Origin of the sequence: Desnuesiella massiliensis (assembly GCF_001403615.1) — a bacterium.
Taxonomy (GTDB): domain Bacteria; phylum Bacillota; class Clostridia; order Clostridiales; family Clostridiaceae; genus Desnuesiella; species Desnuesiella massiliensis.
This window is the reverse complement of record NZ_LN879453.1, coordinates 149,733-163,722: the sequence shown is the minus strand read 5'-3', so window position 1 is coordinate 163,722 and position 13,990 is coordinate 149,733. Positions and strand designations below refer to the sequence as shown.

General features: G+C 32.8%; 14 protein-coding genes. All 14 read right to left on the bottom strand.

From position 1 onward, the window contains the following. Positions 1–40: 40 nt before the first annotated feature. The 14 genes from BN2665_RS03365 to BN2665_RS03305 all read right to left on the bottom strand — a co-directional run bounded on the left by BN2665_RS03365 (position 41) and on the right by BN2665_RS03305 (position 13,980). Positions 41–928, bottom strand: coding sequence for a GNAT family N-acetyltransferase (locus BN2665_RS03365; RefSeq protein WP_055665702.1), 888 nt, complete (start codon positions 926–928; stop codon positions 41–43). Between the two features lie 95 nt (positions 929–1,023). Further along, positions 1,024–1,575, bottom strand: a complete 552-nt coding sequence (locus BN2665_RS03360) for a GNAT family N-acetyltransferase (RefSeq protein WP_242865892.1) — start codon at positions 1,573–1,575, stop codon at positions 1,024–1,026. Between the two features lie 5 nt (positions 1,576–1,580). Continuing rightward, complete coding sequence (locus BN2665_RS27515; protein ID WP_242865891.1) at positions 1,581–1,751, bottom strand: hypothetical protein; 171 nt, start codon at positions 1,749–1,751, stop codon at positions 1,581–1,583. Positions 1,752–1,853: 102 nt separating this feature from the next. Then, positions 1,854–3,029 (bottom strand): amidohydrolase family protein, encoded by a 1,176-nt coding sequence (locus BN2665_RS03355; protein WP_055665701.1) that lies wholly within the window; start codon positions 3,027–3,029, stop codon positions 1,854–1,856. A 28-nt stretch (positions 3,030–3,057) separates the two neighbouring features. Then, positions 3,058–3,621: a flavodoxin family protein gene (locus BN2665_RS03350; protein WP_055665700.1), complete on the bottom strand. Its 564-nt coding sequence runs from the start codon at positions 3,619–3,621 to the stop codon at positions 3,058–3,060. A gap of 37 nt (positions 3,622–3,658) precedes the next feature. Further along, positions 3,659–4,492: a GNAT family N-acetyltransferase gene (locus BN2665_RS03345; protein WP_055665699.1), complete on the bottom strand. Its 834-nt coding sequence runs from the start codon at positions 4,490–4,492 to the stop codon at positions 3,659–3,661. A 133-nt stretch (positions 4,493–4,625) separates the two neighbouring features. Continuing rightward, positions 4,626–5,570 carry a GNAT family N-acetyltransferase gene (locus tag BN2665_RS03340; protein ID WP_055665698.1) on the bottom strand — a complete coding sequence of 315 codons (945 nt, stop codon included), beginning with the start codon at positions 5,568–5,570 and terminating at the stop codon, positions 4,626–4,628. 85 nt (positions 5,571–5,655) lie between these two features. Beyond that, positions 5,656–7,017 carry an SMI1/KNR4 family protein gene (locus tag BN2665_RS03335; protein ID WP_055665697.1) on the bottom strand — a complete coding sequence of 454 codons (1,362 nt, stop codon included), beginning with the start codon at positions 7,015–7,017 and terminating at the stop codon, positions 5,656–5,658. A 95-nt stretch (positions 7,018–7,112) separates the two neighbouring features. Further along, positions 7,113–7,646, bottom strand: a complete 534-nt coding sequence (locus BN2665_RS03330) for an NUDIX hydrolase (protein ID WP_055665696.1) — start codon at positions 7,644–7,646, stop codon at positions 7,113–7,115. Positions 7,647–7,688: 42 nt separating this feature from the next. After that, entirely contained in the window at positions 7,689–8,555 is an 867-nt protein-coding gene (locus BN2665_RS03325; RefSeq protein WP_055665695.1) for a GNAT family N-acetyltransferase, read from the bottom strand. A gap of 428 nt (positions 8,556–8,983) precedes the next feature. Then, entirely contained in the window at positions 8,984–9,823 is an 840-nt protein-coding gene (locus BN2665_RS03320; protein WP_055665694.1) for a hypothetical protein, read from the bottom strand. 363 nt (positions 9,824–10,186) lie between these two features. Continuing rightward, positions 10,187–10,828 carry a V-type ATP synthase subunit D gene (locus tag BN2665_RS03315; RefSeq protein WP_055665693.1) on the bottom strand — a complete coding sequence of 214 codons (642 nt, stop codon included), beginning with the start codon at positions 10,826–10,828 and terminating at the stop codon, positions 10,187–10,189. Between the two features lies 1 nt (position 10,829). After that, positions 10,830–12,212 carry a V-type ATP synthase subunit B gene (locus tag BN2665_RS03310; RefSeq protein WP_055665692.1) on the bottom strand — a complete coding sequence of 461 codons (1,383 nt, stop codon included), beginning with the start codon at positions 12,210–12,212 and terminating at the stop codon, positions 10,830–10,832. Then, positions 12,205–13,980 carry a V-type ATP synthase subunit A gene (locus BN2665_RS03305; protein ID WP_055665691.1) on the bottom strand — a complete coding sequence of 592 codons (1,776 nt, stop codon included), beginning with the start codon at positions 13,978–13,980 and terminating at the stop codon, positions 12,205–12,207. Before BN2665_RS03305 ends, BN2665_RS03310 begins: the two co-directional genes overlap by 8 nt. Between the last annotated feature and the right edge of the window lie 10 nt (positions 13,981–13,990).

Genomic DNA, 13,990 nt, shown 5'->3' with positions numbered 1-13,990 from the left:
ATATAATTCACAGATGCAACCTAACCTATAATTACAGTTTTTACTCCTTGCATTTGGTCATGTAAACCGTTTTTGCTAAACTAATAAATCCTAATTTATCATAAAACTCTTCTGCATCATTTCCTTCAGTGATACTTAATCTTATAGCTGGATAGCTTCTATATAGCAGACTCAAGGTCCGCTGCATCATCATGGATGCAATTCCTTTTCTTTGAAACTCAGGATGTACAACAAAATCAAGTATATAGGGTAGACCATTAACAAAGCCAACTATACAAGCACCAATAAACTTATTTGTAACAGTATCATAAACCAAAGTAGACCATTCATTAGTAATGTTCACTAATTTTATATGATTAAAGTATATTTGGGCATTTGATAGTTGAAACTCATAGGACTGAGATGCAATATAAGGAAGTTTATTATTGCTATATGCTTCAAAATAAAGCTTCGCCATGGCTTCCACATGTTCTATATTAGGTGTTACAACTTTATAGGTTTCTTCCAAGTTTATGTCAAATTCGTTTGTAGGACAAACCATAAGCTTCTCAATTCTCTCAAGGTTAAATCCTACATTTCTATAATATTCAACATTCTTCACATCGGCATCTGGAGCTACGATAGGATTGCTTTTATCAGATATATCATTCATGTACAGCGTTAACACTTCAATCAGTTCTTTGTAATTGTGAAATGGCGGTATAGTAAATACGCATTTAAGCATATTAGGTTTTATAAAAGCTCCACCTATTCTCTTTTCACATACTGTTATCCAATAACAGAAATCTGCTTTAGCATAGCGATCTATATCATTTTGAAAGCTTAATGACATCCATTCATTAAAGTTGCTTACTCTATAGATAGCATGATATCTTGCCCATTCTTCTGAGTCAGCTTTAATTATTTTATATTTATTTAGATATTCCAAAGTCTCATCCCCTTTTTTATTTTCAATAATATTTAAAAATAATGTTTTCCACAGTTTGTTCTAGGTACTTGGTGGCCCCCTTGACATTTTGTTATTCATCTTAAATACATATTTGTGAACTTAACCCCTGAGAAAAATCCCATCTTATGATACAAACCTTCCGCTGGATTACCTATAGTAACGCATAATATTGTTGCTGGTGATATTTTCTTTAAATTTGTTAAAGCTTTCTTTATCATATTAGAAGCAATGCCTAATTTCCTATAGGCTGGTTTTACTGCAACTTCACCAATTTCAGAAAAATCATTATCACAATATCCGCTAATTCCAGCCATGCATGCTGCGATTAACTCATTGGTATTTTTATCGAAAACCAGAGTTGAACCGTCAAGAATATTATTTGATTTATACGTGTTTAGAACTTTTTCAGCATTAATAGTAGCTTCTTCTAAGCTCTGATGTCCAAAAACTTCATAATCTATACCACCACTATAACTTTCAAAAAACAATTTTCCTATTTGAGGAATATCAGATATAGCTGGTGTTTTAATAGTCAAATCGTTATTCCAGTCAATATTATCAAACATTTCAGTTGGTCGGATCATTACTCTTCTTTCGCATTTTATCCTATATCCAAGTTTATACAAATGTTCTATATCTCTAGGAGTAACCCCATATATCTTAATCTTGTTATGATTATTTGACCATTTGAATATATGGTTTCATGAATTTCAAACTCTAGTTTATCAGCTCTTTTAAGCATAAATCCATGGTTTAAGATGTATTGATCTTTTTCTTCTTGCCATGACTCTATTACTTTCATATAGAATTTCCTCCTCTTGCATAAACCACCGAAGTAATGGCTTTGATTCTTACTAAATTACATAAATAACTTAGATTTGAAATTGTAAAATAAAAAGGTACTTCACAATTTTAAGTTGACATCTTTATTCACAATAATATTTCCATCTTTTATAACCATAAGAATATTTCTTATATTATTGAAATTCTCCAGTGGATTATCTTTTAATATTAATAAGTCTGCATTTTTCCCTACTTCAACAGTACCTATTTCCTTTGAAGCATTACATACCTCCGAACCATGTTTTGTTGCTGCAACTATAATTTCCATAGGTGTTACTCCACATTCCTGTAAAAGTTCAATTTCAATTAATGGCATACCTAATCTATACCAAGGTTCTTCTTCCTCAATAAAGTCATCACCTAGTGCAATTTTGCCACCTGCTTTAATAAATCTCTTTAGATTATTCATGGCACTCTCTAATATTGGAGCTCCATATTTATCTTGTATAAATTTAAATACAGTTAGTGTTGGTACGAAATAAATATTTTTCTCAATCATATCATTAATTAAATCATCACTTAAATTGTCATAAACCATATGCCCTGCATCATCTATACCCGCACGCACAAGTACCTCGAGATTATGTGCCTGAGTTACATGCGCCGATACCTTAGCTCCTCTACTATGTGCCACATTGCAAATTTCTTTTAACAATTCTTCTGATAATTTAGGCAATCCAAATGTACTAGGATCCATTCCATCGTCAAGTACAGTCTTTATAACTCTTATGCCCTGATCTATTATTTCATTTACTTTCTGTCTTACCTCTTCGACAGTTGACACTGTAATAGGTGCTTGTCCACCATATCCTCCTGGAGCCGAAAAGAACTTTCCTGTAACAATTACATTAGGATGTGATGTACTCTGATCTAAAAGATTTTTTTGTTTTAACATATTGTCTATAGAAGCATCACTAAGCATTCCTTCATCACGAATAGTTGTTATTCCTTCTCTAATGCAAGCATTTAAATATTCAATCTGAAATCCTTCACACACCTCATCTTTTATATATTTAAACCCTGTGTGAGCATGAGCATTTATGAATCCAGGCAATATAGTTGCACCATTTAAATTTAATATCTTACATTCATCATTAATTACATTATTAATAACTTTATTCTCTATAAATACTATTTTTTTATTTTTAACTCCAATGTGTACATTTTTTTTAATTTCGCTTCCTGTACCATCAATTAAATTACAATTATTTAAAAGCAAATCTATTTCTCTTCTCAATAGTCTACCCCCTTTTTTAAATACCCCATTATACCACTTTATATAAATCACTTAATCGAAATGCTAAATCTTTAGCTTTACTTAAAGCTTCAACATCCTCATTGGCTGGTATATCATTTGTTTGTAAAGATAAAACAGTTCCGATTAATTTTGTATTTATATGTCTAAAAATAATATTTGCACTGGCTATTGCTGTATTAGGACTCCCATCACCACCTCCAGTAAGAACAAGCACACCATTTTTATTTTTCAGTTTAAAATTGCTATCTTTTCTTATACACCTTAAAACAAAAAAACATTGTAATCGACTTGCGAAACTTAACATTTTACCTGTAAGTTCGGAAAAATGCAGAGGTGAGGCTAATATTATGTTGTCTACTTCATCAAGAAGTTTATATAATTCCTGCATTTCATCATTAATTGAACACCCATCATTGTGCCAACAATATCTACAATCTATGCAGGGATTAATATTATCATAATAAGTGTGAACAACTCTCATATCTCCATGAAGGTAATGTATCATTTCATTAACTAAAGTCATGGAATCCCCATTTTTCCTTGGAGAACCATTAATAATTAGTGTTTTCATCATATGCCTCCTAATAGTAAATTATAGATAATCTTTTCTACTTTATACTTTTAACAACAAATTCATGTGTGCGTTCTGCTATAAAACCTAATTTCTCATATAAAAATTTTGCTGGATTTCCTTCAACTACCCAGAGAGTCACTTTTATACATCCTCTATCTAATAATTTATTAACAGCATAGCTTACTAAAGATTTTCCATATCCTTTACCTTGATGCTCTACACCTACTGCCACTGCATCTATTTCATTATCTTCAATTCTAACAACTGCTACTATTTGATTATTATGACGTAATACAAATATATTTTCTGCATTTTCTTTATATTCTCTTCTCTCTTTTTCACTTGGAAGGCTCAGCGTAGACTCTAACCCTACCGATAAGCGCATTTTATGAAAAGATTCACTAAATACCTTTTGACATTCATCATAATACTTATCTTCATAATTTATTATTTCATGATTATCTACTATCAATTTGCAACCAGTATATGCCATAAGATTAGAATGAAACCAATGCTTGTACCTATTTTTATATAAAAATGATTTTTCTAATTCATTAGCTTTAAAATCACATACTGTCTCCTCAACTCCAACACTTCTCATACTCTCCTCTAATGACTTTAAAAGCATACTTCCGATTCCTTCTTTTCTTTTTGATGCTTTCACATATAAAGTCATACTAGTCTTTTTACTTGCCCCAGTAAACACACCCACGGCAAGAACTCCACACTCCCCTTCTACAATCCACCCACACTGTGGACATCTATCTAAGCATCCTATTATATCTTCTCTTACAAAACTATTATCTGAAATAAGATCACTTACTATCGACTTATATTCATCCTTATAGGCTTTAATACATAACTCCATAATTTAATATCTCCCTTTACGATATAAAAGTATAACTAATTCATCATATTCTACTAATTCATACTATACTTGATTACAGACTCAAAGCTTTCTAAAGCATATTCTTTCAGCTAACAGCCTTCATATTTCTTCGCTAAATAAAAATACCAAGAGAACATTCTTCTTTCTCTATTTCGTATCCCATTCTTTTGTAAAGATTTATAGCCTTTCCGTTTGATTTTCTAACCTCTAATTCTGCACTAAGTTTACCACCTTCTTTTAGATAGACTAATGCCTCCTTTAATATACATTGAGCAATGCCTTTTCTTCTCCACTGTGGTAAAACAAAGACTTCTTCCGTAATTCCATGGCTATCATCAAACCAATATACCATAACGCTACCTACCAGATTGCCGCATCTGTCAAATGCCCCAACTGAAGAACCAACAGACCATGGCCCATCTAAGGACCATTCCAATTTTTCAAGATTTATAGGATTGTCTGGGTTTGATAAGTTATCCGAATTAATGTATTTTAGTTTTTCTGCTTGTGTAGAGATTTTCCATCTTTTTATTTCAACTTCATCAGGTACTGATACTTCTTCAATGGGGCTAGATAAATTCCTACTCATTGAATAAACTGTATCGTAATGCTCAAAACCTTTGGCAATATAATAATCAATACCTTCAACCTCTTCAGCAAACTTTAGACTGGCCAAACGTGTCCTTCTCTTAGAGAAAGTAGCTTTTACCTCCATGGCTCTGGTTCTTACCTTTTCGAGCAATAAATTCATTGCTGCGCCTAATGTCTCTGTTTCTACTGTAGGATTGAATATAATGTCTGTCCAGAAGTAATGTGGGTATTCTTCTGAGCTATCATCATTTACTGGTGCTGGTACAATAGGTGAGTATGCAATTAGTCTGTCTTTATCATCGAATGCACAAAAAATATTTCTCCCATTTTCAAATACTGGATGATGAGTATATACTTCCGCTCCACGAATTGAATAATTGGAATATTTTCTTTTATATTCTTTTTGTATTTCAATCACTTGAGAAATATCTTCTGGAACATAGTTTCTAATGTTGATTTTTTCCATAGTTAAATCCTCCATAATATATATGATTTGTTAAAATGTTAGAACTTAGGAATGATATTCTTACTGATGCTTTTATACTAATGAATTATAAGAGTAAGTCTATATTGTTTATTATTTTGTCATACACTTCTTTCTTAGATTTTAATAACTCTGATATCTTCATTTCTTCAAGAGCATTAATAACTTGTTGTTTATGAGGTTTATCAGAAATCTTAAAATTGCCTTTTATGTAACTGGAAGTCCATGAATCTACCATATGTTCTAATGCCCTTAATACTATTTTTCTATATTTCCCACCCATCTTAAACCATTCTGTGACATCGTTCCAAGATGGATGTGAGCATGCAAAAAGGTCAGCCCATTGATCATTATCTTTTGTATTTGGAACATACTCCTTCATCCAATTAATAATTCTATTATTTCTTAAATACGCTAGATGGTCCTTAATCTCATATACATATGCTCCTTGAGTAATCATCTTATTAGCATATGGTAATACAATACTTAGCGCTTCTTCTCTAGCAAGGCACATGGCTGTAAGATAAGTTCTCGTTAACGGATTAATTTTGCTTTCTTTTGACCAAAGAGATCTTACCCAAATAGAAATATGAGTACCCAACACTTCTCCAAGAACTTTATACAGTATTTCCTTTTGACAATGATCTATAACCGCTAACCTATGTAGCACCTTTTTAAAAATAATATCTTTATCAAAGGCATTAAAAGCATCCTGTTCCTTTTTTCCTATCTGACCGTGAAATTCTATATATTCTATCAAGCTATCTAAATCCCTGGACGCTTCTTCAAAAGAAATAGTTGTAAATCTTGCAAACCATTCCTTCCAATAACCTGATACTTCGCTATTTGTATTCAATCCTTTCTCATCAAGGAAAGGCTCTAATTGCCATATTTCACTTCCTACACAATATAAATCAGTAATTTTTTTTATATAAGAAATAAAATTATCTGCTATATAAAACACACCAGCTCCTTCATGACTCCAATAAACTATACTTTCGCTACTGTTCTGAGGCACATCAAACGCTAGTATATCTCCATTGCCCACTTGAAAAAACTGAAGCTTATTTCTTAAATCTGGTTCATCATATCCATGGCTATATTCAAGCTCTTCAGCTAATATATTTAAATCCTCGATCCATTCAAGGCTCCAGCCAATTTCACCAGAAAATATTTCTTTAAATTCATATGGTAAATTTGCTTCTTTGGGAAGAGACCAGTTTAACTCAACATGCTTAGAAAAATTCAATAGTACTTCCTTAAAAGAGTCCGGTAGGCTAAATCCCAAGCTATTTTCTTTTTCTTCAATCTCTGATTTTGTAGCTGGAGGTTCCATTATTAATTCTCTCGTTTTGCCACCCACAAAATTTATCTTAACTAATATTTCATTCCATTTGTTTACTAGGTCCCCGTAATCACAGTTAGACATTTTTACTTCCCTCCATTAACAGTCCTTTAATAGAGATCTCTGTATCTTGATAAAGGACAAAGTTTTTCCTTTCGGTTATAATTCCTCCAAAGGAATTATCTAATCCCTTCTGATAAAATGAGTAGTAATCCTATTAAAGACGGCCCACATTTTATTTGATTCTTACCTATCATTTCTTTAATATCACTAATTGTTGTCCATTTAAGTTCTTTTAGTTCATTTTTATCAAAATTATCAATGCTACTTATAGCTTTACATTTAACTATATTGAAAACTGCATCAGACATACCATTTGAAGGATTAAAAGTGTATATAAGCCGTGGTTCTGTTACTGTATAGCCTGTCTCCTCTAATACTTCTCTTTTAGCAGCTTCTTGTGGTGACTCTCCTTCTTCAATTCTTCCAGCAGGTATTTCCCATTCTATTGAATTAGTTACATACCTATAGGATTGAATTAGAAGGATTTCGCTTCTATGATTTTCTATTACTACACCTACAGATTGCCTATCATAGTGGAGATAATGATGTTTTTCTATTAGCCTACCATCAGGAAATATCACTTTATCAACATAGAGATTTACCCAAGGATTTTCATAAATCACAGTTCTCGCTAATCTTTTAGGAAGCATGTTTTCAACTCCTATCTTAAAATCATTTATAACAAGTCCATATCAATTATCTTTACAGTAAAAACAATTTTCAGTAACTAACTCAAATCCGAAGGTATAATATAAATTCATTGCATTAATATTTATATTTTCAACAACTAAATTAAGAAATTCTGCATTTTCAACATAAAAAGCCTGCTTTGCTAATTCATTTAGTAATGCTCTTCCATAACCTTTTCCACGCTGCTTTTTATCTATGGCTATGATTTCTGCAGTAACTCTTGAGCTATTTATTGCTCGTTTCAAAACACTATATCCAATTAGCATTTCATTTTCTATAATACAAAACACTTTTCGAGATTGTCCTATAGAATTTATTATATCCATACCTGATACATATACATCAGGAAATATAGTGTTATGTAAACTCATAAAATCATTAACATATTCTACAGGCAGTGGTATTATATTTATTCCATAGCTCTTTCTCTTATAATTTTGACGTTTTAATGCAAGACAGCATTCATTGCCTTGATTTTCAGCATGAATAACCTCCATAAAAGCAAGATATTCTCGATTTCTAGAATCGAAAAAGAAATTGTATTGCAAATTTTCTTTGAAATAGTTTTTTACGTAGTCAAAAAGCAATTTAGCTATGCTAACAAAATCCTCTACAGCTACAAAAGGTCCACAACAATCTGCCGTATATTTTTCTTCATCTACAAAAATTCCAATCACGCCCACTAAAGTTTCTTCTTTGAAATAACCAATAACAGCACTTGCTTTTGATTCCATCATCTTTAAAAAATCTTGTTGTATAGAATTATATTCTTTGCAGCAAAAAGCAGAATTGTGTTCAGGCTGATTATTTTTTGCAAATGCCAAATCTACAATTTGCTGAATATCACTTGAAGTGCATCTTCTTATCATTCTATCTTCCTCCTAGATTACATAAATAACCTTTGCTCCATACTTTTACATATACTTTTTGAATTAAATTTATCACTTTTTATGGAGTCGCTTACATGCTAAAAACCTTTTTTCTTAGCTTTTAATTCAATATTAAAAATTGAAATCTATTATTTAATTAAGTAACTGATCTATTTTATACTTTTTCTTATTTCCACCTTTATCCCTATAATTTGAAAAATGGAATGGTAGTATAGATAACACTACATTATCTTTTAAAACTCTATAACTTTCTTTTATCATAGAAAATCTATCTATTTCTTCACCATGGAAAATATCATAGAATAAGATACAATTGATTGTAGAATCTTCAAAATCAACTAGATTTATTTTAAAGAAAAATGTGAAAAGCTTGATGTTTCAATTAAACTATCAAGTATTAATATAATTTACTTTTTCTTATACTTTAGTTTAAATCTTTCTAGAAATTCATATAGTATTTCTGAATTACCACCTATGTTTCTAATTAAGGATTGTTCTAAATAACTAGTATTCTGTACCTCATTTAATAAATTAGAAAAGTCAAAAGCATAAATAGGATTATTTAACTTAAGTAAATTACCCAAATGAGCAATTTCAAAGGCTAAATAATGTTCCTTTATATCGTATTCATCAAAATATTCATTCCAATACATATAATGCTCTGAGTTCTCTTTATTACTGAATCTTTCATCTAAAGTCCATGTTTCATTGGCTCTTAATAAGAAAAAGTATCCATCTATTAAGCAATGCAAATTAGTAATAGCTTCCATAGCTTCGGCTTCTGTATATACCCTTTCTCTCCAATATATTTCTAATTCAATCTCGCTTTTTATAAATTCAACTTCATCTATATTTCTTTCGTATATTCCAGCAATATTTTCGTGAGATATGCTGTACATCCATATATCACCTTTATCATCAAGAAAAGTTAAGTCCTCTGGTAAGTAAGGATGTCTCCAGTCATAAAGTCCCATTACCGCCTGCATGATAATTGATTTAGCTCCCTCATTACACTCATAAAAATAAAGTATTGTATCATGATTGTAATAATTAATTTGAGGATAATAAAGTGCTTTTAATCCATTTACTTTGTACTGTTCTAACTCTTCTAATATCTTAGGTTTAGGGTAAAATATTAATATTTCTCGTTGTACTGCTAATACAAAAGTCTTACATGTTTTAAAAGCATATTGTATTAATCTCTCATATTCTTTATCTCTTGGTTCTTTAAGTATATTTATAGACAAAATTATTCCCCCATGTATCGTATTTTTACAATTACGTCTCATTAAAATCAAGTCTAAAAACTATTATCAAGTGACTTACTCCATAATTATAATTTGTTTATATTCTCTGTTAAGATTGCCTATATGAAAATTCAAAATAGTGGTACGCCTATTTTTTAATCCTACATATATGATATAATAATTCTTTTGAAAATTATGTCTTATTGTGAAATCAACTGTAAAAATTAAAAACTTTGTTTTATACACCAGCTTATGTACTTACTCAAGGTAAAAAATCTTCTTATGACTTTCATTTTATATATTTTGCCCAAGAAAAAAGAGCTAAAGCTTTCGCTTCAACTCTTTTTTATGTTTACTATTTACTTATCCTCTTTGCTCTATCATGCTCTTAACCTTCATCAATCTGGTTAAGGCTCCTCTTTCATTTTCATCCAGCTTCATTCTTATATATTTAATAGTCTCTTGAAGCTGAGGAATAGTCATATATTCTAGAGCATTAACTCTTCTTCTGGTTTTCTCTATTTCATCAGCCATAAGCTGTGTAGATTTCTCTACTTGGGCTAACTCTAGAAGCTTCGGTAGAATGCTATATAGCTTTTCTATAGCTCCATCTAATTCTGCAGAGGTATTTGCAAAACCGTAGGGGTAAATGCTACCTGCATCGCCTTCAAGCTTTCTTTTAAAGTTCATCACAGGTACATTAACACTCATTACGTTTTTTGTTCCAACCTCTAAGCTGATTTTTTCTTTAGGATAAACAATGGCTTCTTCTAAGAACTCTGAACTCATTACGGCTCTTGCCATGACGAAATCCTTTAAAGAACCTTGAAGTTCTTCTTCTACAGATTTTCTAAGTTCATTATTATATTTTACTAGATTTATAAATTGTCTCATGAGTTCGTCTTGTTTATCCTTTAAAAGCTTATGACCTCTTACTGCTGTCACTAACCTTTTTTTCAGTTTAGTGAGTTCCATTCTGGTTGGATTCACATTTAACCTTGCCATACTAGTCTTCCTCTCTTAGTGGCATGTATTTATCTAAATACTCATCTCTTATTCTCTTAAGCTCTGTTCTTGGTAATATCTTAAGAAGCTTCCAACCTAAGCTTAGGGTTTCTTCTATGGATCTATTAGTGGTAAAGCCTTGGGATACATATTCCTTTTCAAAAGCCTCTGCAAATTTAGCAAACTTCTTATCGTTGTCTGAAAGTGCAGATTCTCCAAGGATGGCTGCTAATTCTTTAGCTTGCTTACCTTGAGCATAAGCTGAGAATAATTGGTTCATAGTATCTGCATGGTCTTCTCTTGTCTTTCCTTTACCTATACCTTTATCTTTAAGTCTTGAAAGGGATGGTAAAACGTCCACTGGAGGCATAATACCTTTTTTGTAAAGCTCTCTTGAAAGTATTATCTGTCCCTCAGTTATATAGCCAGTTAAGTCTGGTATTGGGTGAGTTTTATCATCTTCAGGCATAGTAAGTATTGGTATTTGAGTGATGGAACCCTCTTTTCCTCTTAACCTTCCTGCTCTTTCATATAGAGTTGAAAGGTCTGTATATAGATATCCTGGATATCCTCTTCTTCCAGGAACCTCTTTTCTTGCTGCGGAAACCTCACGTAGAGCCTCTGCATAGTTTGTTATATCTGTCATTATAACTAGCACGTGCATTCCTTTTTCATAAGCTAAATATTCAGCGCAAGTAAGAGCCATTCTTGGAGTAGCTATTCTTTCTATAGCTGGATCATTAGCTAGATTCATAAATAGAACAGATCTATCTATGGCGCCAGTTCTTGTGAAGTCTTCAATAAAGAACTCCGCCTCTTCAAAAGTTATACCTATGGCCGCAAATACCACGGCAAATTTTGAATCTGAACTTAACACCTTTGCCTGTCTTGCTATTTGAGCAGCTAACTGAGCATGAGGTAAACCTGAACCTGAGAATACAGGAAGCTTTTGTCCTCTAACTAGAGTATTTAAGCCATCTATGGCAGATATTCCAGTTTGAATAAACTCTGAAGGATAATTTCTAGCCACTGGATTTATAGGCTCTCCGTTTATATCTAATCTTTTTTCTGGTATTATCTTTGGACCGTTATCCTTCGGTCTTCCCATACCATCAAAGACTCTTCCAAGCATATCTTCAGAAACTCCAAGTTCTAGAGGTCTTCCTAAGAATTTAGCCTTTGTTCCCTTAGGATTTATTCCTGAGGAGCCTTCAAAGATCTGAACCATGGCTTTGCTGCCATTTACTTCAAGAACCTTACCTCTTCTCATTTCTCCGTTATGCATCTCTATTTCAACTAATTCATCGAATTTTACGCCTTCTACACCTTCTACTACCATAAGTGGTCCAACCACTTCTGTAACGGTTCTATATTCCTTAAGCATGTAGTACACCTCCTTGGCTGATTAAGTCTTCCATAGCCACTGAAAGCTCTTTAGATATGTCATCTATTTTAGCTATTTCAGCTTCAGGTATGTACTTACTTCTAGCTATCTTATCTCTAATTGGTAAGTCTAATACCTTATTTAAGTATACACCTGCATCTAAAGCCTTTTGTGCTTCTCTAAAGAATTGAAGAATTAGCTTTAGCATCTTATATTGCTTATCCAAAGAAGCATAGGTATCCACTTCGTGGAAAGCATTTTGTTGTAAATAGTCTTCTCTTAGAGACTTAGCTACTTCAAGCTTTAATCTATCCTTTTCAGATAAAGCGTCTATACCAACAAGTCTAACTATTTCTTCTAAGTTAGCTTCTTCTTGTAAAAGTGCCATAGCTTCTGTTCTGAGTTCAGTCCAGTCAGATGCAATATCCTTATCCATCCATTCTCCGATTTTATCTGCATATAATGAATAAGAATTTAACCAGTTTATAGAAGGGAAATGTCTTCTATAAGCTAATTGAGCATCCAGTCCCCAGAAAACCTTAACGATTCTTAAGGTAGCCTGCGAAACTGGCTCTGATATATCTCCTCCTGGAGGTGAAACCGCTCCTATAGCAGTAACAGCTCCTTCTCTTCCTTCATTACCTAAGCATATTACTTTACCAGCTCTTTCATAGAACTCTGCAAGTCTTGAACCTAGATAAGCTGGGTAACCTTCGTCTCCTGGCATCTCTTCAAGTCTTCCAGACATCTCTCTTAAGGCTTCTGCCCAACGGGAGGTAGAGTCCGCCATTATAGCTACAGAGTATCCCATATCCCTAAAATATTCTGCAATGGTGATACCAGTATATATGGAAGCTTCTCTAGCTGCCACAGGCATGTTTGAAGTGTTAGCAATAAGCACAGTTCTCTTCATTAAGGATTCTCCTGTTTTTGGATCCTTTAACTCTGGGAACTCATTAAGAACGTCTGTCATTTCATTTCCGCGCTCTCCGCAGCCAACATATACCACTATCTCAGTATCTCCCCATTTAGCTATCTGGTGCTGAACTACTGTCTTACCAGCTCCGAAAGGTCCTGGAACGCTGGCAGTACCACCCTTTGCCACAGGGAAGAAGGTATCAATAACCCTTTGACCTGTAACCATTGGAGCCACAGGATTTAATTTTCTAACGTAGGGTCTTCCTTTTCTAACAGGCCATTTTTGCATTAAGCTTAATTCTTTTAATCCCTTTTCAGTTTCTAAAACACATACTATTTCTTCAATAGTGAATTCTCCGGCTTTTATTACCTTTACAGTACCTTCTACTCCGTAAGGCACCATTACTCTATGTTCCACTACAGCAGTTTCTTGTACTACACCTATTACAGTTCCTGAGGTTACTTTATCTCCTTCATTTACCCTAGGTTCAAAAGCCCACTTCTTTATTCTATTTAATGGAGATACTTCTATACCTTTTTTCAAGAAGTTACTTTGTGCCGCCTCAAGATAAGCATCCAAAGGTCTTTGAATACCGTCGAACATAGACTCTATTAATCCTGGTCCTAATTCTACACTTAGAGGCTCTCCTGTGGTATATACTGGGTCCCCAGGTCCTATACCTGAAGTCTCTTCATATACCTGTATGGAAGCCTTATTTCCTCTCATTTCAATAATTTCTCCGATAAGGCCCTTCTCTCCTACTTTACAAACGTCATATATATTAGCTTCATCCATTCCTTCAGCTACAACTAAAGGACCTGAAACTTTTACTATTTTTCCAGTTTTCAAGATACCTACC

What these genes read in the sequence shown, in the direction of transcription:
- BN2665_RS27515 (WP_242865891.1), bottom strand. Translation starts at nt 1,751, where the DNA reads ATGAAAGTAATAGAGTCATGGCAAGAAGAAAAAGATCAATACATCTTA.
- BN2665_RS03350 (WP_055665700.1), bottom strand. Translation starts at nt 3,621, where the DNA reads ATGAAAACACTAATTATTAATGGTTCTCCAAGGAAAAATGGGGATTCC.
- BN2665_RS03345 (WP_055665699.1), bottom strand. Translation starts at nt 4,492, where the DNA reads ATGGAGTTATGTATTAAAGCCTATAAGGATGAATATAAGTCGATAGTA.
- BN2665_RS03340 (WP_055665698.1), bottom strand. Translation starts at nt 5,570, where the DNA reads ATGGAAAAAATCAACATTAGAAACTATGTTCCAGAAGATATTTCTCAA.
- BN2665_RS03335 (WP_055665697.1), bottom strand. Translation starts at nt 7,017, where the DNA reads ATGTCTAACTGTGATTACGGGGACCTAGTAAACAAATGGAATGAAATA.
- BN2665_RS03330 (WP_055665696.1), bottom strand. Translation starts at nt 7,646, where the DNA reads ATGCTTCCTAAAAGATTAGCGAGAACTGTGATTTATGAAAATCCTTGG.
- BN2665_RS03325 (WP_055665695.1), bottom strand. Translation starts at nt 8,555, where the DNA reads ATGATAAGAAGATGCACTTCAAGTGATATTCAGCAAATTGTAGATTTG.
- BN2665_RS03315 (WP_055665693.1), bottom strand. Translation starts at nt 10,828, where the DNA reads ATGGCAAGGTTAAATGTGAATCCAACCAGAATGGAACTCACTAAACTG.
- BN2665_RS03310 (WP_055665692.1), bottom strand. Translation starts at nt 12,212, where the DNA reads ATGCTTAAGGAATATAGAACCGTTACAGAAGTGGTTGGACCACTTATG.